The sequence below is a fragment of the Erwinia sp. Leaf53 genome (assembly GCF_001422605.1).
Classification (GTDB): Bacteria; Pseudomonadota; Gammaproteobacteria; order Enterobacterales; family Enterobacteriaceae; genus Erwinia.
This window is the reverse complement of record NZ_LMLK01000021.1, coordinates 100235-118912: the sequence shown is the minus strand read 5'-3', so window position 1 is coordinate 118912 and position 18678 is coordinate 100235. Positions and strand designations below refer to the sequence as shown.

Genomic DNA, 18678 nt, shown 5'->3' with positions numbered 1-18678 from the left:
AGCGACATCATGGCTTTTTCCCAGGCAGTCAGCGGCTTAAACGCGGCATCCAGCAACCTTGACGTGATCGGTAACAACATTTCCAACTCCGCCACCTCCGGCTTTAAGGCCAGCAGCGTGGCTTTTGCCGATATGTTTGCCGGCTCAAAAATCGGCCTCGGTACCCGCGTTGCTGCCGTGGTGCAGGACTTCGGTGATGGCTCGACCAACACCACCAACCGTGGTCTGGACGTGGCGATCAGCAACGGCGGTTTCTTCCGCATGGCCGACAGCGCCGGTGGCGTTTACTACAGCCGCAACGGCCAGTTCACGCTGGATGAGAACCGCAATATCGTTAACATGCAGGGGCAGTTCCTGACCGGCTACCCGTCGGCCGGCAACCCGCTGACCGTGCAGACCGGTGCAAATCCGGTAGCGCTGAGCGTGCCGACCACCGCGATGCCCGCCAGTGCCACCACCCGAGCCGCTCTGGTGGCTAACCTGAACTCCACCGATAAGAGCCCGGCCAACGCCACGTTCGATCCGGACGATTCGACCAGCTTTACCGCCCACACCCAGATGACCGTGTATGACTCACTGGGTAACGAGCACGCCGTTGACCTCTATTTTGGCAAGAACAGCGACAACAACTGGACCGCTAACGCGGTAGACACCACCACCGGTCAGGCGGCGGGCACCTTTACTATGACCTTCAACAGTAACGGTCAGCTGACTTCCCAGGCCACGCAGACCCTGTCGCTGGGCAGCCTGAACGGCTCTGCTCCGCAGACCTTCACCTTCAACCTGACCGGCAGCCAGCAGCAAAACGTCGCCAGCAACTTCGGTAGCCCGACTCAGGATGGCTACAAGCCGGGCGCGCTGACCAGCTATACCATTAACGATGACGGTACCATCGTCGGTACCTACGCCAACGAAAAAACCCAGGTGCTGGGCCAGGTGCTGCTGGCGAACTTTGCCAACGTTGAAGGCCTGAAGGCAGTCGGCGATAACCTGTGGTCCGAAACCGCCTCCTCCGGGCAGGCGCTGGTGGGTCTGGCCGGTACCGGTAACCTCGGTACGCTGACCGCTGGCGCACTGGAAGCCTCTAACGTCGATCTGGCGAAAGAGCTGACCAATATGATCGTCGCGCAGCGTAACTATCAGTCGAACGCGCAGACCATCAAAACTCAGGATCAGCTGCTTAACACCATGGTTAACCTGCGTTAATTCGCTTAACAGGATTGTCCTATGGATCACGCTATCTATACCGCGATGGGGGCTGCCAGCCAGACTCTCAATCAGCAGGCGGTTACCGCCAGTAACCTGGCAAACGCCTCAACGCCGGGGTTCCGCGCCCAGCTTAACGCCGCGCGCGCGGTACCGGTCGAAGGCCTGTCGCTACCGACGCGAACGCTGGTGACGGCGTCAACGCCCGGTGCCGATATGTCGCAGGGCCCGCTCGACTATACCGAGCGCGCGCTGGACGTGGCGGTGCAGCAGGACGGCTGGCTGGCGGTGCAGACCGCCGACGGCAGCGAAGCCTATACCCGCAACGGCGGCATGCAGATTACCCCGACCGGCCAGCTGGCGGTGCAGGGCAATCTGGTGATGGGTGACGGTGGTCCAATCGCGGTTCCGGACGGGGCGGAAATCACTATCGCCGCCGACGGTTCGATTACCGCGCTGAACCCGGGCGATGCGCCTAACGCCACGGTCCAGCTGGGACGTCTGAAGCTGGTACAGGCCACCGGCAGTGAAGTGGTGCGCGGTGATGATGGCCTGTTCCGCCTTAACGCGACCGCTCAGGCACAGCGCGGCGCGGTGCTGCAGGCCGATCCGGCGGTCAAAGTGATGCCGGGCGTGCTGGAAGGCAGCAACGTTAAGCCGACCGAAACCATGGTGGACCTGATTGCCAACGCCCGCCGCTTTGAGATGCAGATGAAAGTCATCTCCAGCGTCGATGAAAACGAACAACGCGCTAACCAGCTGCTGTCAATGAGCTGAGCAGAGGAATAACAGATGATCCGTTCTTTGTGGATTGCTAAAACCGGTCTGGACGCCCAGCAGACTAATATGGACGTCATCGCCAACAACCTGGCGAACGTCAGCACCAACGGCTTTAAACGCCAGCGTGCGGTATTTGAAGATCTGATGTATCAGACCATGCGTCAGCCAGGCGCGCAGTCTTCTGAGCAGACCACGCTGCCTTCAGGCCTGCAGATCGGTACCGGCGTGCGTCCGGTCGCGACCGAGCGCCTGCACAATCAGGGCAACCTGTCGCAGACCGAATCGTCGAAAGACGTGGCGATCAACGGCCAGGGCTTCTTCTCGGTGCAGATGCCGGACGGCACCATCGCTTACACCCGCGACGGCTCGTTCCAGACCGATCAGAACGGCCAGCTGGTGACCAACGGTGGTTTCCCGGTGCAGCCGGCGATCACCATCCCGGCCAACGCCCTGAGCATGACCGTCTCCCGCGACGGCGTGGTCAGCGTGACCCAGCAGGGGCAAACCAACCCGGTGCAGGTCGGTCAGCTGACGCTGAGCACCTTCATTAACAATGCCGGCCTGGAAAGCATGGGTGAGAACCTGTATCAGGAAACCCAGGCCTCCGGTGCGCCAACGGAAAGTAACCCGGGCAACAACGGTGCCGGGCTGCTCTATCAGGGCTACGTTGAGACCTCCAACGTTAACGTGGCGGAAGAGCTGGTCAGCATGATCCAGACCCAGCGCGCCTACGAAATTAACAGTAAGGCGATCAGCACCTCCGATCAGATGTTGCAGAAGCTGAACCAGGTCTAACCGGACGGGTTACTTAACACGTCCCAGGTGCCGGGTTCGCCCGGCCCGTAATTCTATCATCCGTAACAAAAGGTTTATTTCCATGGCGATGCCGATTTCACTGCCTGGACGTCTGATGGTCGCCGCGCTGCTGCTGACGCTGAGCGGGTGTGCCTTAGTGCCACGTAAGCCGCTGGTCGAAGGATCAACCACGGCGCAGCCGCTGCCGGCTTCTCCCCCGGTGGTCAACGGCTCAATTTTTCAGGGCGTGATGCCGATGAACTACGGCTACCAGCCGCTGTTCGAGGATCGCCGCCCGCGTAATATCGGCGACACGTTAACCATCACGCTGCAGGAAAACGTCAGCGCGAGTAAGAGTTCTACCGCCAATGCCGGTCGTAACGGCAGCAGCAGCTTTGGCCTGACCGCTACGCCAAGTTCGCTCAGCGGCCTGCTGGGTGGAGATAAGACCACCTTCGCCGGCGCCGGTAAAAATGATTTCGAAGGTAAGGGCGGCGCAACGGCCAATAACACCTTTACCGGTACCATTACCGTTACCGTTAACCAGGTGCTGCCGAACGGCAACCTGAACGTGATCGGTGAGAAACAGATTGAGATTAATCAGGGAACCGAATTTATTCGCTTCTCCGGCGTGGTCAATCCGCGCACCATCAGCGGCAGCAACAGCGTGGTCTCCACTCAGGTGGCCGACGCGCGCATTGAGTACGTCGGTAACGGCTACATCAATGAAGCGCAGACTATGGGCTGGCTGCAGCGGTTCTTCCTGAATATTTCACCGATGTAAGAGGTTGCCATGCGTTATGTATTGAGTCGATTTGCCCTGCTGCTGGTACTGACCGCGCTCAGTTTACCGACCCGGGCGGACCGTATACGCGATCTGACCACCGTCGGCGGCGTGCGTGATAACTCGCTGATTGGCTATGGCCTGGTGGTGGGGCTGGACGGCACCGGTGACCAGACCACCCAGACGCCGTTCACCACCCAGAGTATGAACAACATGCTGTCGCAGCTGGGCATCACCGTGCCGGCCGGCACCAATATGCAGCTGAAAAACGTGGCGGCGGTGATGGTCACCGGCAAACTGCCGGCCTTTGGCCGTCAGGGGCAGGTGATGGACGTGGTGGTCTCTTCAATGGGTAACGCCAAAAGCCTGCGCGGCGGTACGCTGCTGATGACCCCGCTGAAAGGGGTCGATAACCAGGTCTATGCGCTGGCGCAGGGGAATATCCTCGTGGGCGGCGCGGCGGCTTCGGCGGGCGGCAGCAGCGTGCAGGTCAACCAGGTTAACGGCGGCCGCATCACCGGCGGTGCCACCATTGAGCGTGAGTTGCCGAACAACTTCGGCACCAGTAACGTCATTAATCTGTTCCTGAATGCGGAAGATTTCAGCATGGCGCAGCGCATCAGCGATGCCATTAACAGCCGCGGCGGTTACGGTATGGCTCAGGCGGTGGACGGGCGCACCGTGCAGATCCGCACCACGGCCAACAATACCTCTCAGGTGCGCCTGCTGGCCGACATTCAGAACATTGACGTCTCGGTGCCGATTCAGGACGCGAAGGTGATCATCAACTCGCGTACCGGATCGGTGGTGATGAACCGCGAAGTGATGCTCAGCCAGTGCGCGATTGCGCAGGGTAACCTGTCGGTCACCGTTAACCAGACGCAGAACGTCAGCCAGCCGGATACGCCGTTTGGCGGCGGCCAGACGGTGGTGACGCCGCAGACGCAGATCGACATGCGCCAGTCCGGCGGCGCGCTGCAGAGCGTCAGCGCCAGCGCCAACCTGAACAGCGTGGTACGCGCGCTGAACGCGCTGGGCGCCACGCCGATCGACCTGATGTCGATTCTGCAATCGATGCAGTCGGCGGGCTGCCTGCACGCCAAACTGGAAATTATCTGATGGGTGACGCGCAGTCGATGACGGATGCGGCCTGGGACAGCCGCTCCTTAAACAACCTGAAGCGGCTGGCCGCCAGCGACCCGAAAACCCATGCCAAAGCGGTCGCGAAGCAGGTGGAAGGGATGTTCGTGCAGATGATGATGAAAAGCATGCGCGACGCGCTGCCGCAGGATGGCCTGATGAGCAGCGACCAGACCAGACTCTACACCTCGGTCTACGATCAGCAGATCAGCCAGCAGATTGCGGCGAGAGGGCTGGGGCTGGCGGACGTGATCGTTAAGCAGATGGCAACCCAGGCTCCGCCGGACGAGAAGGCCGGCACGGTGCCGATGCCGCTGGATAAAAGCTTTATCAACACGCTGCCGCCGCTGGAGATGGAACAAACCGTGCGCCGTGCGGTGCCGCGCCTGCCGACGCCAGGCACGCCCGACGGCCAGGCCTTTATCGCCCAGCTGGCGCAGCCGGCGCGCGAGGCCAGCGCACAGAGCGGGATCCCACATCACCTGATCCTTGCGCAGGCCGCGCTGGAGTCAGGCTGGGGGCAGCGGCAGATCCTCACCCGCGACGGCAAGCCGAGTTTTAACGTCTTCGGTATCAAGGCCGGCGGCAGCTGGCAGGGTAAGACCACCGATATTATGACCACCGAGTATGAGAACGGTGAGGCGAAGAAGGTTAACGCGAAGTTCCGCGTCTATGACTCCTATTCCGAGGCGCTGCAGGACTACGTCAATCTGCTGAGTAACAACCCACGCTACGCGGCGGTGACCAGCGCCTCTTCACCGGAGCAGGGCGCACGGGCGCTGCAGGCCGCCGGCTACGCTACCGATCCGAAATATGCCCAGAAGCTGATGGGCATGATTCAACAGTTTAAACAAGCCGGTGAGAAGGTGGTAAAAGCCTACGGCCAGGACCTGAGCAAGCTGTTCTGAATCCGCAACCTCAGCGGTGTCAGTCTGAAGAAACCGCTCAAGTTTGCCTGATTTTTACCGATAACTTCTGCAGGCCGGATTAGCGTTCTCCCGGCATCTTTTTCGTCATGGCTGGCATTGCCGCTGCCGGTAACCAAGGAACCGACATGTCTAACCTTATCAATACCGCGATGACCGGCTTAAGCGCCGCTCAGGCCGCGTTAAGCACCACCAGTAACAACATCAGTAACTACAGCGTGTCCGGATACTCCCGTCAGACCACCGTGCTGGCGCAGGGCAACAGTACGCTGCTCGGCGGCCAGTATTACGGCAACGGCGTCAAGGTGTCGGCCATTTCTCGTGAGTATGACCAGTTTATTACCACCCAGCTGCGTACCGCCAGCGCGCAGAACAGCGCGCTGACTACTCAGTACAGCCAGGTTTCCAATATCGACGATATGCTCTCCAGCACCAGTAACACGCTGTCGAGCAGCATCCAGAGCTTTTTCAGCTCGGTGCAGACGCTGGTCAGTAACGCCAGCGATCCCTCGTCGCGCCAGGCGGTGCTGGGTAAGGCCGAAGGGCTGGTTAACCAGTTTAAGGTGACCAACACCTATCTCAGCAATATGGACACCAGCCTGAATACCTCGATCTCGTCTACGGTGGATCAGGTCAACACCTACGCCAAGTCGATCGCGAATATTAATCAGCAGATCGCTAAGCTGACCAACACCAGCGCCGGCAGCGATCCCAACGATCTGCTGGACCAGCGTGACCGCCTGGTCAACGAACTGAACAACCTGGTGGGCGTGACCGTCAGCCAGCAGGATGGCACCAGCTACAATGTCTCTATCGGTAACGGCATCTCGCTGGTGAACGGCAGCAACTACTATCAGCTGGCTGCGGTACCTTCCAGCAGCGATCCGGGCCGCATCACCCTGGCCACGGTTAACAGCAAAACCGGCAACACCAGCGAGATCCCTGAGAACCAGTTCAACACCGGTTCGCTGGGCGGCCTGCTGGCGTTCCGCAGCGATCTTGACAGCACCCGCAACCAGGTGAGCCAGCTGGCGCTGGCGCTGGGCGACAGCTTCAACACCCAGCACAAGGCGGGCGTTGACAGCAACGGCGACGCCGGTGAAGACTTCTTCAACTTCGGTGGCACCAGCGTGCTGTCGAATACCAAAAACACCAGCACGACCGAAGTCACGGCGGCCATTGCCGACAGCAGTAAAGTGCAGGCGTCCAACTACACCGTGACCTACGGCGACAGCGGCTGGAAGGTGACGCGGCTCAGTGATAACGCCAGCATCACCGCCGCCAGCGGCACCGACGCCAGTGGCAACGCGACGCTGAGCTTTGACGGTTTAAAACTGACGGTTGACGGTACGCCTGCGGTAAAAGACAGCTTCACCGTGAAGCCGCTGGCCAACGTCATTACCAATATGAGCGTCAACATTACCGATGAAGCCAAACTGGCCGCGGCCAGCAGCGCTAACGGCGTCAGCAACAACGAAAACGCCCAGGCGCTGGTTGACCTGCAGACCAAAGGCGTGGTCAATGGTAAAAGCACCCTGACCCAGGCCTATGCCAGCATGGTGGCGGATGTGGGTAACAAAACCAGCACCCTGAAAACCACCAGCACCACCCAGACCAACGTGGTGACGCAGCTGAGCAACCAGCAGCAGTCCGTCTCCGGGGTTAACCTCGACGAGGAGTACGGTAATCTGACTCGCTATCAGCAGTACTATATGGCTAACGCGCAGGTGCTGCAGACGGCCTCCTCTATTTTCGATGCACTACTCAGCGCCGTTCGCTGATAGCGCCAGAAGGATTTAACCATGCGACTCAGTACCACAATGATTTATGACCAGCAGACGCGCGGCATCTCGACGGCTCAGCAGAGCTGGCTGGCGGCAGGCGATCGGCTCTCTACCGGCTTACGCGTTGTAAAACCGTCCGACGACCCGGTTGCTGCCTCGCAGGCGGTAGTGGTCTCCCAGGCGCAGGCGCAGCAGGATCAGTTTAAGACCGCGCGCGTCTTTGCCACTCAGGCGCAGTCGACGGAAGAAACCACCCTGACTCAGGTGACGTCAGTGATTCAAAGCGCGCAGACCACCATCGTAGCGGCGGCAACCGGTACGCTGTCTGATGATGACCGCGCCTCTTACGCCACCCAGCTGGAAGGACTGCGCGATCAGCTGCTGAGCCTGGCCAACAGCACCGACGGTAACGGACGCTATATCTTTGGCGGCTATAAGACGGATGCCCCGCCGTTCACCAGCGATGCCAGTGGTAACATTACCTATAACGGTGGCGATGTTGCCATTACGCAGAAAGTGGACGCCAGCCGTACAATGACCACCAGCCACACCGGCGATAAAGTCTTTATGTCGCTGACCAGCAACGCCAAAACCGAGCCGGACGGCTCTGCCGGTGAAAGCAATCTCTTCACCACGCTGAACACCGCGATTGCCTCACTGAAAGTTCCGTTGGAAGATGCTGATTCAGCCACGCGTACCGCGGCCAGCGACGCTATCGCTAAAACCAACCGTGGCCTGAGTAACTCACTGAATAACGTGCTGAGCGTGCGCTCTGAGAACGGTATTCAGCTCAAGGAGCTGGAAGACCTGGATGACCGTGCGGCGGATACTGCGCTGAATCTGAAAACCCAGATGAGCGGGCTGGTGGATGCGGATATCACCGAAGCTGCATCCAACTGGACCATGAAGCAGGCGGCGCTGCAGGCTTCTTATACGGTCTTCAGCCAGATGTCGAAGATGTCACTGTTTGCGATGAATGCGTGATCCCACTTTAACGGCTGAACGCCCCTGAATGCTGGGGGGATAATCTGAACCGCTGCCCGCACTGACCTGCTGGCGGCGGTTTTTTTATGCCTGCTGTTTATCCTGCAGCACCGCACCAGCCGGTACGACACCGAGCGCAACCGGAAGGGAGTGGCAGACTCAGGCAGAATTCTGCGGCAGGCGGTTAACCCCTTATTGCGCCGGAGGTGGCACCCTGAGGCGGGCGTTACACAAGGCCGCCGGTACAGGCCGCAGCCTGATGTTATGCAGGGCAGTGAGGGGGGGTATTTTGCGCAAAAAAAAGCCCCGGCCAGCTGGCCGGGGCTTTTGCATCAGCTAACCCGTCGCTTAAGGACGCGTTGCCGGTGCGGTCGCCTGATGAGTAGCGGCGTGGCCACCCGCAGCGCCTTTACCTTCAAAGTTGAAGTCCGGGCGTACCCAGTCGCTGTTGCGGGCCGGTTCTGGCTGGAAGTCCGGCGCAGGTGCTTTGGTCATCGGTGCGGTAGCGTGGTGCTTGTAGACGCCCTGCGCCGGTGCAGCGTTCAGCTCAGCGGCGGGCAGATCGCGCCCCGGGACCGCAGCATGCGGTTCGCTGACTGCCGGCTGTTCAGCCACGGCAGCCTGCTGCGCTTCAACGATCTCAGCAACCTGCTGTGCCGTCTCTTCACTGACGTCCGCGGCCTGCTGCTGCGCCAGTTCGCTGGCGACTGCCGCATCCGCTGTCACAGGCTCTGCAACCTGTTCAGCCGCTGCAGTCACCCGGGCATCATCAGCGGCAACCGCCTGAGCAATCACCTCTTCAGCCACGCTCTCTTTCGCCGGTGGGATCACCGAAGGTACCTGGTCGGCAGCAACGTCGATAGCCGCGGTGTCATCGGTATTCACCACGCTCACCGGGGCCTCTGCCTGCGGTTCAGCGATGTGCACCGGCTCAGCTTCTGGCTGTGGTTCGGCAGCCGCCGCAACCGGTGCCTGAGCTTCAACTTCGGCAGGTGCCGCAACCGGTGCCTGAGTTTCAGCTTCAACAGGTGCCGCAACCAGTGCCTGAGCTTCAACTTCGGCAGGTGCCGCAACCGGTGCCTGAGTTTCAGCTTCAACAGGTGCCGCAACCGGTGCCTGAGCTTCAACTTCGGCAGGTGCTTCAACCGGTGCCTGAGCTTCAACTTCGGCAGGTGCCGCAACCGGTGCCTGAGCTTCAACTTCGGCAGGTGCCGCAACCGGTGCCTGAGCTTCGGCTTCAACAGGTGCCGCAACCGGTGCCTGAGCTTCTGCTTCGGCAGGTGCCGCAACCGGTGCCTGAGCTTCTGCTTCGGCAGGTGCCGCAACCGGTGCCGGGGCTTCAGCCTGTTCTGGTGCAACTACTGCTGTTTCGGCTTCAGCCTGCTCAACGGCAGGGATCGCCGCGGTAGCAACGGTTTCAGCGACGGCAACGGCAGCAACATCATCAGCCGCGTCTTCCACGTCGGCGTGGCCATAGGCTGGTACGACGGACTGTTCATGCTGATGATCGCCATCGGTTACCTGAGCCACCGGGTAAGAAACCCACACTTTACCTGAGGCCATTTCCGGCGAAGCGCCAGCTGAAGCCAGCGGCATCGGTGACTGCGTCGGGTGATGCTCATCACGATAGCGACGACGGCGCTGACCGCTCACGCGCAGGTGGCGTGGTGAACGACGTGAACGGCGTGGCATGGTGTTGCCTTCGCGATCGTCGCTTTCTGCCGTTTCAGCAACCGGCGTTACGTCGGCAGGCTGGGCTGTCGGGGTTTCGTCAGCGGGTTCCGGCTGGAAGGCGCGGGCCGCAGTCTGCTCAGCGGTTTCGATACGCACTTTCTGGTTCAGCTGGCGCGGGTTACGGCGCGGCAGAACCTGGACGTTCTCTTCCTGATCGGCCTCATCCACCGCTACCGGAGCAACGAAGGTTTCTTCCTGCACCGGCTGCTGCGTTTCATCCTGACGACGGGGTTTACGCTCGGCACGCGGTTCACGACGCGGCGCCTCGACCTGCGCGACATCATCTTCAGTGCGCGCATCCGGCACCATACGTTCGCTGCGTGCGTCGGGCACCATGCGTTCGTTACGCGAATCCGAGCCGTTACGGCGGTTACGGCGGTCATCACGGCCTTCGCGTGGGGCGCGTTCAGGACGCTCGCTGCGCTCTTCGTTACGATCGTTGCTGCGTTCGTTCCGGTCGTTGTTGCGCTCGTTCCGGTCGTTATTGCGGTCGTTACGGTCGTTATTGCGTTCGTTCCGATCGTTGTTACGGTCGTTACGGTCGTTATTGCGGTTGTTACGCTCGCCGTTGCGGTCGTTACGTTCACCGTTGCGGTCGTTACGTTCACCGTTGCGGTCGTTACGTTCACCGTTGCGGTCGTTACGCTCGCCGTTGCGGTCGTTACGCTCGCCGTTGCGGTCATTACGCTCGCCGTTGCGGTCGTTACGGTCGCGGCGGGTGTTCTGACGACGGTTGTTGTTACGACGTTCACCACGTGGAGCCTGCGGCTCTGCAGGTTTCTGTTCAGCCGCAACTTCTTCAACGACAGCCGGTTTTTCCTCAGCGGCAAACAGCTTTTTCAGGCCGTTAACGAAGCGGCTAAACAGGCCAGGCTGCGCAGCAGCGGCCGGAGCCGTTGCAGCAGCGGCAACCTCTGCTTTAGTGCTCAGCGCTTCTTCTGCCGGTACTTCCTGTGGCAGCGGTGGGGCATCCGGCATCACGAAGGCGGCCAGTGCAGGCTGCTCAGGGCGTTTACGTTCGGCGTGCTCTTCTTCAGACGGCAGCGCCATTTCTGCTTCATGCAGTTTTGGCAGATGATAGCTCAGCGTCTGCGTCTCTTCACCGTTGCGCACGCGCAGTACGGAGAAGTGCGGGGTCTGCATCTGATCGTTTGGTACGATGATCGCGCGCACGCCGCCCTGGCGTTTCTCAATTGCGCTGACCGCTTCACGTTTTTCGTTCAGCAGGTACGATGCAATCTGCACCGGCACAATCGCGTGGACTTCTTTGGTGTTCTCCTTCAGCGCTTCTTCTTCAATCAGACGCAGAATAGAGAGTGACAGCGACTCGTTATCACGAATGGTGCCGGTACCGCTGCAGCGTGGGCAGACGTGATGGCTGGACTCACCCAGTGACGGACTGAGGCGCTGGCGTGACATCTCCAGCAGGCCAAAGCGGGAAATGTGGCTGATCTGGATGCGGGCACGGTCCTGACGGACGGCCTCACGCAGACGGTTTTCCACCGCACGCTGGTGGCGCACCGGGGTCATATCGATAAAGTCGATAACGATCAGGCCACCAAGGTCACGCAGACGCAGCTGACGTGCGATCTCGTCGGCGGCTTCCAGGTTGGTGTTGTACGCCGTCTCTTCGATATCGCCACCGCGGGTTGCGCGGGCGGAGTTGATGTCGATGGCGGTCAGCGCTTCGGTGCTGTCGATCACGATAGAACCGCCGGATGGCAGGCGAACTTCACGCTGGAATGCCGACTCGATCTGCGATTCGATCTGATAGTGGCTGAACAGCGGGATTTCACCGGTGTACAGCTTGATTTTGCTGCTGAAGTCCGGGCGGCCCAGCGCAGCGATATGCTGACGCGCCAGCTCCAGTACCTTCGGGTTGTCGATCAGGATCTCACCGATGTCCTGACGCAGATAGTCGCGGAAGGCGCGAACAATCACGTTGCTCTCCTGATGGATCAGGAAAGGAGCAGGGCGGCTGTCGGCGGCTTTCTTAATCGCATCCCAGTGCTTCAGGCGGAAGCTTAAGTCCCACTGCAGCGCTTCGGCAGATTTACCGACGCCTGCGGTGCGCACGATCAGGCCCATGCCATCCGGCAGCTGCAGGTCGGACAGGGCTTCTTTCAGATCGGTGCGGTCGTCACCTTCGATACGGCGTGAGATACCGCCAGCACGCGGGTTGTTGGGCATCAGCACCAGATAGCTGCCGGCGAGACTGATAAAGGTGGTCAGCGCAGCGCCTTTGTTGCCACGTTCTTCTTTATCAATCTGAACGATCACTTCCTGACCTTCACGCAGCACATCCTTAATATTCGGGCGGCCGTGTGCGGAGTAATTAGCAGGGAAGTATTCGCGGGAAATTTCTTTCAGAGGTAGGAAACCGTGCCGGTCAGCGCCGTAGTCTACAAAAGCGGCTTCAAGGCTGGGTTCAATGCGGGTGATCTTGCCTTTATAAATATTGGCTTTCTTCTGTTCGTGTCCAGGGCTTTCGATATCCAGATCGTACAGACGTTGTCCATCCACCAGGGCAACACGCAACTCTTCCTGCTGAGATGCGTTTATCAACATTCTTTTCATCGTAACTTACTCATTATTCTTACATTAGGGACAAAGCTGCGGGCAAAGTAACGCTGGACGCTATAAACCGATGGCCCCGTGTCTTATCGCAAAGCCGTCAACCTCCCGGATGTCGGCTGCTCAAGGGGCGCAAAATCTCGGTTGCCTGTTTTTCATATGGAAAAACAGCGCATTCAAGGGGGGGAACCGCCAGTAGAATACCAGGTGAACCAATCCCGTTGTGTGTCCAGGCTGCAACCCGCAGCCCGCTAAATGCCTGATGGTTCACTACGTCTTACGCCATTGCTGCGTGATATGAACTATCCGGCAAAATTTTGTTCACAAGCTTTCGCATAAAAAACGGAATCATTATTCCATTGCTACACTTGTGATCGCAAGGTGACTTTCTCCGCGATGAGAAGTTTCTCTCAGCTTTTAGAGCGAATTGCAGTGCTTTTCTGCAAATTGTCTAAAAACCGGTCACAACTTCCTGCGGCGACCGTCACTGCCAGTTAAGCACAGAAAAAGATGTGGCGCTATCACTGCTGGCTATTTAGAATCGCCAACCATGAAAACCAATACTCCAGCCGTACAGTATGTTGCCATTTCCGCTGATGAAGCGGGGCAGCGCATCGATAACTTTTTACGCACCCAGTTAAAAGGTGTGCCGAAAAGCATGATTTACCGCATCCTGCGCAAAGGCGAGGTGCGGGTGAACAAAAAACGCATTAAACCGGAATATAAGCTGGAGGCCGGCGACGAGGTGCGCATTCCGCCGGTTCGGGTGGCAGAACGTGAAGAGGAGGCGGTCTCGCCTAAGCTGGCCAAGGTCGCGGCGCTGACCGCAGCCATCCTCTATGAAGATGACCACATTCTGGTGCTGAATAAGCCGTCAGGCACCGCGGTACATGGCGGCAGCGGGCTCAGCTTTGGCGTGATTGAGGGCCTGCGGGCGCTGCGGCCGGAGGCGCGCTTCCTTGAACTGGTGCATCGTCTGGATCGTGATACCTCCGGCATTCTGCTGGTGGCGAAAAAACGTTCCGCACTGCGTTCGCTGCACGAACAGCTGCGGGAAAAGGGCATGCAGAAAGACTACCTGGCGCTGGTCAGCGGACAGTGGCCGTCGCACGTCAAATCGGTGCGCGCGCCGCTGTTGAAAAATATTCTGCAAAGCGGCGAGCGGATAGTGAAGGTCAGCGCCGAAGGGAAACCCTCGGAAACCCTGTTTAAAGTGGAAGAGCGCTACGACGTGGCAACGCTGGTTAAGGCCAGCCCGGTGACCGGGCGCACCCATCAGATCCGCGTCCACACCCTGCACGCCGGCCATCCGATCGCGTTTGACGATCGCTACGGTGAAGCCGGCTTCGATCAGCAACTGGGCGGCACCGGCCTCAAGCGTCTGTTCCTGCACGCGGCAGCGCTGAAATTCACGCATCCGGGCAGCGGCGAAGAGATGCGGGTCGAAGCACCGCTGGATGATGAGCTGAAACGCTGCCTCGCCGTGCTGCGCAATAAGAGCAAGGCGTAACGCAGACGCTGGCCCAGCCGTAATAGCCGAGCCAGCGCTTTTCAGAGCGCTGTGCTGTTACGCCAGCGGGTCGACACCGGCCTGACGCAACATCTCCGCCAGTGCGATCAGCGGCAGGCCGACCAGCGTGTTCGGATCGCGGCCGGATAAGCGCTCAAACAGCGTAATCCCCAACCCTTCACTCTTAAAGCTGCCCGCGCAGTTGAGCGGCTGCTCCAGCGCAACGTAGCGGGCTATTTGCGCGTCGCTCAGCGGGCGGAAATCGACGCTGAATGGCTCAACCCGGCTCTGCACGCTGCCGTCGCGGCTGTCGAACAGCGCCAGTCCGGTATAAAACACCACGCTGTTGCCGCTGGCGGCGCGCAGTTGTGCGCGGGCATTCTCCTCGGTGTGGGGCTTGCCGCAGATCGCGCCGTTAAGCACGCAAACCTGGTCTGAACCCACAATCAGGCTATCGGGGAAAGCTTCCTTCAGCGCACGGGCTTTAGCGATCGCCAGCCGGAGCACCAAATCCTCAGCAGACTCACCTGGATGAGGCGTTTCGTCAGTTGACGGGGCGGCGGTGGTAAACGGCAGCTGAAGCTTTGCCAGCAGGGCCTGACGATAGGGTGAAGTGGACGCTAACACCAGTTGTCGCATAATTTTTTCCAGAATCTATAGCGTAACAGTGGCAGGCATTTTAAACTATGCGCCGCACTGGATGCGAATCATGGGTGAAAGATGTCGTTTTACGGCCTTTTTCTTTGACTCTATGTCGTTACAAAGTTAATATGCGCGCCCTATGCAAAAGGTAAAATTACCCCTGTCTCTCGACTTAGTACGTACTGCTCAAAAACGCCTGGACTACCAGGGTGTTTACACCCCTGATCAGGTTGAGCGTATTGCCGAGTCAGTAGTCAGTGTGGACAGCGATGTAGTATGCGCGATGTCGTTCGCGATTGACCCACAGCGTCTGGCAGTACTGGAAGGTACCGCTGAAGTTTCCGTTACGCTGTGTTGCCAACGCTGCAACAAGACGTTTGCTCACGAGGTCCACGTATCGTACTGTTTCAGCCCGGTCGTCACCGACGAGCAGGCAGAAGCTCTACCGGAAGCGTACGAGCCGATCGACGTCAACGAGTTTGGCGAAACCGATCTGCTGGCAATGGTTGAAGATGAAATCATCCTCGCCCTGCCTGTCGTTCCGGTGCATGATTCTGAACACTGTGAAGTGTCCGAGGCGGACATGGTGTTTGGTCAACTGCCTGCAGAGGCGGAAAAACCGAATCCATTTGCCGTATTAGCCAGTTTAAAGCATAAGTAATAGGAGTAAGGTCCATGGCCGTACAACAGAATAAACCAACCCGTTCCAAGCGTGGCATGCGTCGTTCGCACGATGCTCTGACCACTGCAACTCTTTCCGTAGACAAAGTTTCAGGCGAAACTCATCTGCGTCACCACATCACTGCGGATGGTTACTACCGCGGTCGCAAGGTCATCACTAAGTAATTCCGCGGATTTAACGCGGTACTACTTTGACACGATTGACCCTGGCGATAGATGCCATGGGCGGGGATTTCGGTCCCTGCGTGACAGTGCCTGCGGCAATGCAGGCACTGGCGTCTAATCCGCATCTGCACCTCCTTCTGGTCGGCGACCCCGACGTCATCTCGTCATCCCTTGCAAAAACTGATTCTGCCCTGCGGGCACGTCTGCAAATTATTGCTGCCGAGTCGGTTATTGCCAGTGATGCCAGACCGGCTCAGGCGATCCGCGCCAGTCGCGGTTCGTCGATGCGCATCGCGCTGGAGCAGGTAAAAGAGGGGCACGCCGCGGCCTGCATTAGCGCCGGCAACACCGGCGCGCTGATGGGGCTGGCGAAACTGTTGCTCAGGCCGTTAGACGGCATTGAACGTCCGGCGTTGATGACGGTGTTGCCGCATCAGCAGCAGGGCCGCACGGTGGTACTCGATTTAGGGGCCAACGTGGAATCCGACAGTGCCATGCTGGTGCAGTTTGCCGTTATGGGGGCGGTGATGGCTGAAGAAGTCCTGTCAATCACCAATCCCAGAGTGGCCCTGCTCAATATTGGCCAGGAAGAGACTAAAGGGTTAGATTCGATTCGCGGCGCGGCGGCTATACTGCGGCAGTCGCCGACGATTAACTATATTGGATACCTCGAAGGCAACGATCTTCTTACCGGAAAGACCGACGTGCTGGTCTGCGATGGCTTTGTGGGCAACGTCACGTTGAAAACAATGGAAGGCGTGGTAAGAATGTTCCTTTCGCTGTTGAAATCACAGGGCGAAGGTAAAAAAAAGGCGTGGTGGTTGAGAATTATTGGACGCTGGCTACAGAAACGTCTGGCGAAGAAATTCGGCCACCTCAACCCCGACCAGTACAATGGCGCCTGTCTGTTAGGATTACGCGGCACGGTGATTAAGAGTCACGGTGCTGCCAATCAACGCGCGTTTACCGTGGCGATAGAACAGGCAGTGCAGGCGGTGCGGCGGCAAGTTCCCGAGCGGATTGCCGCCCGCCTTCAGGCTGTATTACCTAAGAGTGACTGAGCGTACATGTATACGAAGATTATCGGTACGGGCAGCTATCTGCCCGAGCAGGTGCGGACTAACGCCGATCTGGAAAAAATGGTGGAAACAACGGACGAGTGGATTGTCACCCGTACCGGGATCCGTGAGCGTCGTATTGCCGGCCCGGATGAAACCGTCGCCACCATGGGCTTCCACGCCGCCGAGCGCGCGCTGGAAATGGCCGGTGTGGATAAAAATGACGTTGGCCTGATCGTGGTGGCCACCACCTCATCCAGCCATGCGTTTCCGAGTTCAGCCTGCATGATCCAGCAGATGCTGGGAATTGATGATGCCGCCTCTTTTGACCTGGCAGCGGCCTGCGCGGGCTTTACCTACGCGCTGAGCGTGGCCGATCAGTACATTAAAAACGGCGCGGTGAAAAATGCGCTGGTGATCGGTGCCGACGTGCTGGCACGCATGCTCGATCCGAACGATCGCGGCACGATCATTCTGTTTGGCGACGGTGCGGGTGCGGTGGTGCTGGGTGCCAGCGAAGAGCAGGGCATTATCTCCACGCACCTGCACGCTGACGGCCGCTATGGTCAGCTGCTGACCCTGCCGAATCAGGATCGTGAACATCAGGATACGCCATCCTATGTCACCATGGCCGGTAATGAAGTGTTCAAGGTTGCCGTAACCGAACTGGCGCACATCGTCGATGAGACGCTGACGGCAAATAACCTTGACCGTTCTGCCGTCGACTGGCTGGTGCCGCACCAGGCTAACCTGCGCATTATCAGCGCCACCGCCCGCAAGCTGGGTATGGACATGGATAAAGTAGTGGTGACCCTCGATCGCCACGGCAATACCTCTGCCGCTTCCGTGCCAACGGCGCTGGATGAAGCGGTACGCGATGGCCGTATTCAGCGCGGTCAGCTGATTCTGCTGGAAGCCTTTGGTGGCGGGTTCACCTGGGGTTCCGCGCTGGTTCGCTTCTGATTAACAGGAAATGATGATGACGCAATTTGCAATGGTCTTCCCGGGACAGGGATCGCAGTCGGTCGGCATGCTGGCCGAACTGGCCGCTGAACATCCGCTGGTGGAACAGACTTTCGCCGAAGCTTCTGACGCGCTGGGCTACGATCTGTGGCAGCTGGTGCAGCAGGGTCCTGCTGAAGAACTGAACAAAACCTGGCAAACGCAGCCGGCTTTACTGGCTGCATCTGTTGCCATTTTCCGCGTTTGGCAGGAAAAAGGCGGAAAAGCGCCGTCAATGCTTGCAGGCCACAGCCTGGGTGAGTACAGTGCGCTGGTTTGTGCCGGGGTGATCGCGTTTGCTGATGCGATTAAGCTGGTAGAACTGCGCGGTAAACTGATGCAGGAAGCCGTTCCGGAAGGAACGGGTGCCATGCAGGCGATTATTGGCCTCGATAACGCGTCGATCGTCAAAGCCTGCGAAGAGTCTGCACAGGGGCAGGTGGTGTCACCGGTGAACTTTAACTCACCGGGTCAGGTGGTGATTGCCGGCAATAAAGAAGCCGTTGAGCGTGCCGGTGCCGCCTGTAAGGCTGCCGGCGCCAAACGTGCACTGCCGCTGCCGGTTAGCGTGCCGTCACACTGTGCGCTGATGAAACCCGCCGCCGACAAACTGGCGGAGGCGCTGCTGCAGCTGACCTTTAACGCGCCGCAGTTCCCGGTCGTCAACAACGTTGACGTACAGTGCGAAACCTCTGGCGAGGCGATTCGCAGCGCGCTGGTGCGTCAGCTGTACAGCCCGGTGCGCTGGACGGAGTGCGTAGAATTTATGGCCCGGCAGGGCGTGACGTCGCTGCTGGAAGCGGGTCCGGGCAAGGTGTTGACCGGTCTGACAAAACGTATTGTTGACACACTGACGGCGGCGGCGGTAAACGATCCGGCCAGCCTGTCTGCAGCGCTTGAGCAATAAACGAGG

At 59.2% G+C, this 18678-nt stretch carries 16 protein-coding genes; 14 read left to right on the top strand and 2 right to left on the bottom strand.

Features of this window, described 5'->3' with window-relative positions; translation table 11 throughout:
* Positions 1-9 precede the first annotated feature (9 nt).
* The 8 genes from flgE (at position 10) to flgL (ending at position 8399) form a co-directional block, all read left to right on the top strand.
* Positions 10-1206, top strand: a complete 1197-nt coding sequence (gene flgE / locus ASF13_RS12230) for a flagellar hook protein FlgE (RefSeq protein WP_056236620.1) — start codon at positions 10-12, stop codon at positions 1204-1206.
* A gap of 21 nt (positions 1207-1227) precedes the next feature.
* Positions 1228-1983, top strand: coding sequence for a flagellar basal body rod protein FlgF (locus ASF13_RS12225; protein WP_056236618.1), 756 nt, complete (start codon positions 1228-1230; stop codon positions 1981-1983).
* 15 nt (positions 1984-1998) lie between these two features.
* Positions 1999-2781: a flagellar basal-body rod protein FlgG gene (flgG, locus tag ASF13_RS12220; RefSeq protein WP_056236616.1), complete on the top strand. Its 783-nt coding sequence runs from the start codon at positions 1999-2001 to the stop codon at positions 2779-2781.
* 82 nt (positions 2782-2863) lie between these two features.
* Complete coding sequence (locus tag ASF13_RS12215) at positions 2864-3565, top strand: flagellar basal body L-ring protein FlgH (RefSeq protein ID WP_056236614.1); 702 nt, start codon at positions 2864-2866, stop codon at positions 3563-3565.
* Positions 3566-3574: 9 nt separating this feature from the next.
* On the top strand, positions 3575-4684 hold the full coding sequence (locus ASF13_RS12210) for a flagellar basal body P-ring protein FlgI (protein WP_056236612.1): 1110 nt from the start codon (positions 3575-3577) through the stop codon (positions 4682-4684).
* Positions 4684-5613 (top strand): flagellar assembly peptidoglycan hydrolase FlgJ, encoded by a 930-nt coding sequence (gene flgJ / locus ASF13_RS12205; RefSeq protein WP_056236610.1) that lies wholly within the window; start codon positions 4684-4686, stop codon positions 5611-5613. Before ASF13_RS12210 ends, flgJ begins: the two co-directional genes overlap by 1 nt.
* A 146-nt stretch (positions 5614-5759) precedes the next feature.
* Positions 5760-7412 (top strand): flagellar hook-associated protein FlgK, encoded by a 1653-nt coding sequence (gene flgK, locus ASF13_RS12200; RefSeq protein WP_056236608.1) that lies wholly within the window; start codon positions 5760-5762, stop codon positions 7410-7412.
* A gap of 21 nt (positions 7413-7433) precedes the next feature.
* Positions 7434-8399, top strand: coding sequence for a flagellar hook-associated protein FlgL (gene flgL / locus ASF13_RS12195; protein ID WP_056236607.1), 966 nt, complete (start codon positions 7434-7436; stop codon positions 8397-8399).
* A gap of 348 nt (positions 8400-8747) precedes the next feature.
* On the opposite strand, the gene rne is transcribed toward flgL, so the two are convergent.
* Positions 8748-12710 carry a ribonuclease E gene (gene rne, locus ASF13_RS12190; protein ID WP_056236605.1) on the bottom strand — a complete coding sequence of 1321 codons (3963 nt, stop codon included), beginning with the start codon at positions 12708-12710 and terminating at the stop codon, positions 8748-8750.
* 547 nt (positions 12711-13257) lie between these two features.
* Between rne and rluC the strand changes: the two genes are divergently transcribed.
* On the top strand, positions 13258-14217 hold the full coding sequence (gene rluC, locus ASF13_RS12185; protein WP_056236603.1) for a 23S rRNA pseudouridine(955/2504/2580) synthase RluC: 960 nt from the start codon (positions 13258-13260) through the stop codon (positions 14215-14217).
* 57 nt (positions 14218-14274) lie between these two features.
* Here the strand turns inward: rluC and ASF13_RS12180 are convergent, their stop codons facing one another.
* Positions 14275-14856 (bottom strand): nucleoside triphosphate pyrophosphatase, encoded by a 582-nt coding sequence (locus tag ASF13_RS12180; RefSeq protein WP_056236601.1) that lies wholly within the window; start codon positions 14854-14856, stop codon positions 14275-14277.
* 142 nt (positions 14857-14998) lie between these two features.
* Here ASF13_RS12180 and yceD point away from each other — a divergent pair, with 142 nt between their 5' ends.
* Genes yceD through fabD form a run of 5 tightly spaced genes read left to right on the top strand, consistent with a single transcriptional unit; the run spans position 14999 to position 18672 of the window.
* Positions 14999-15520, top strand: coding sequence for a 23S rRNA accumulation protein YceD (gene yceD, locus ASF13_RS12175; protein ID WP_056236599.1), 522 nt, complete (start codon positions 14999-15001; stop codon positions 15518-15520).
* A gap of 14 nt (positions 15521-15534) precedes the next feature.
* Positions 15535-15705 carry a 50S ribosomal protein L32 gene (rpmF, locus tag ASF13_RS23550; RefSeq protein WP_017348070.1) on the top strand — a complete coding sequence of 57 codons (171 nt, stop codon included), beginning with the start codon at positions 15535-15537 and terminating at the stop codon, positions 15703-15705.
* Positions 15706-15731: 26 nt separating this feature from the next.
* A complete protein-coding gene (gene plsX, locus ASF13_RS12170) occupies positions 15732-16766 on the top strand; it encodes a phosphate acyltransferase PlsX (RefSeq protein ID WP_072166369.1) in 1035 nt (344 codons plus the stop codon).
* Between the two features lie 6 nt (positions 16767-16772).
* A complete protein-coding gene (locus ASF13_RS12165; RefSeq protein WP_056236595.1) occupies positions 16773-17726 on the top strand; it encodes a beta-ketoacyl-ACP synthase III in 954 nt (317 codons plus the stop codon).
* Positions 17727-17742: 16 nt separating this feature from the next.
* Entirely contained in the window at positions 17743-18672 is a 930-nt protein-coding gene (fabD, locus tag ASF13_RS12160) for an ACP S-malonyltransferase (protein WP_056236594.1), read from the top strand.
* The last annotated feature ends 6 nt before the right edge of the window (positions 18673-18678 follow it).

What these genes read in the sequence shown, in the direction of transcription:
- flgE (WP_056236620.1), top strand. Translation starts at nt 10, where the DNA reads ATGGCTTTTTCCCAGGCAGTCAGCGGCTTAAACGCGGCATCCAGCAAC.
- ASF13_RS12225 (WP_056236618.1), top strand. Translation starts at nt 1,228, where the DNA reads ATGGATCACGCTATCTATACCGCGATGGGGGCTGCCAGCCAGACTCTC.
- flgG (WP_056236616.1), top strand. Translation starts at nt 1,999, where the DNA reads ATGATCCGTTCTTTGTGGATTGCTAAAACCGGTCTGGACGCCCAGCAG.
- ASF13_RS12215 (WP_056236614.1), top strand. Translation starts at nt 2,864, where the DNA reads ATGGCGATGCCGATTTCACTGCCTGGACGTCTGATGGTCGCCGCGCTG.
- ASF13_RS12210 (WP_056236612.1), top strand. Translation starts at nt 3,575, where the DNA reads ATGCGTTATGTATTGAGTCGATTTGCCCTGCTGCTGGTACTGACCGCG.
- flgJ (WP_056236610.1), top strand. Translation starts at nt 4,684, where the DNA reads ATGGGTGACGCGCAGTCGATGACGGATGCGGCCTGGGACAGCCGCTCC.
- flgK (WP_056236608.1), top strand. Translation starts at nt 5,760, where the DNA reads ATGTCTAACCTTATCAATACCGCGATGACCGGCTTAAGCGCCGCTCAG.
- flgL (WP_056236607.1), top strand. Translation starts at nt 7,434, where the DNA reads ATGCGACTCAGTACCACAATGATTTATGACCAGCAGACGCGCGGCATC.
- rne (WP_056236605.1), bottom strand. Translation starts at nt 12,710, where the DNA reads ATGAAAAGAATGTTGATAAACGCATCTCAGCAGGAAGAGTTGCGTGTT.
- rluC (WP_056236603.1), top strand. Translation starts at nt 13,258, where the DNA reads ATGAAAACCAATACTCCAGCCGTACAGTATGTTGCCATTTCCGCTGAT.
- ASF13_RS12180 (WP_056236601.1), bottom strand. Translation starts at nt 14,856, where the DNA reads ATGCGACAACTGGTGTTAGCGTCCACTTCACCCTATCGTCAGGCCCTG.
- yceD (WP_056236599.1), top strand. Translation starts at nt 14,999, where the DNA reads ATGCAAAAGGTAAAATTACCCCTGTCTCTCGACTTAGTACGTACTGCT.
- rpmF (WP_017348070.1), top strand. Translation starts at nt 15,535, where the DNA reads ATGGCCGTACAACAGAATAAACCAACCCGTTCCAAGCGTGGCATGCGT.
- ASF13_RS12165 (WP_056236595.1), top strand. Translation starts at nt 16,773, where the DNA reads ATGTATACGAAGATTATCGGTACGGGCAGCTATCTGCCCGAGCAGGTG.
- fabD (WP_056236594.1), top strand. Translation starts at nt 17,743, where the DNA reads ATGACGCAATTTGCAATGGTCTTCCCGGGACAGGGATCGCAGTCGGTC.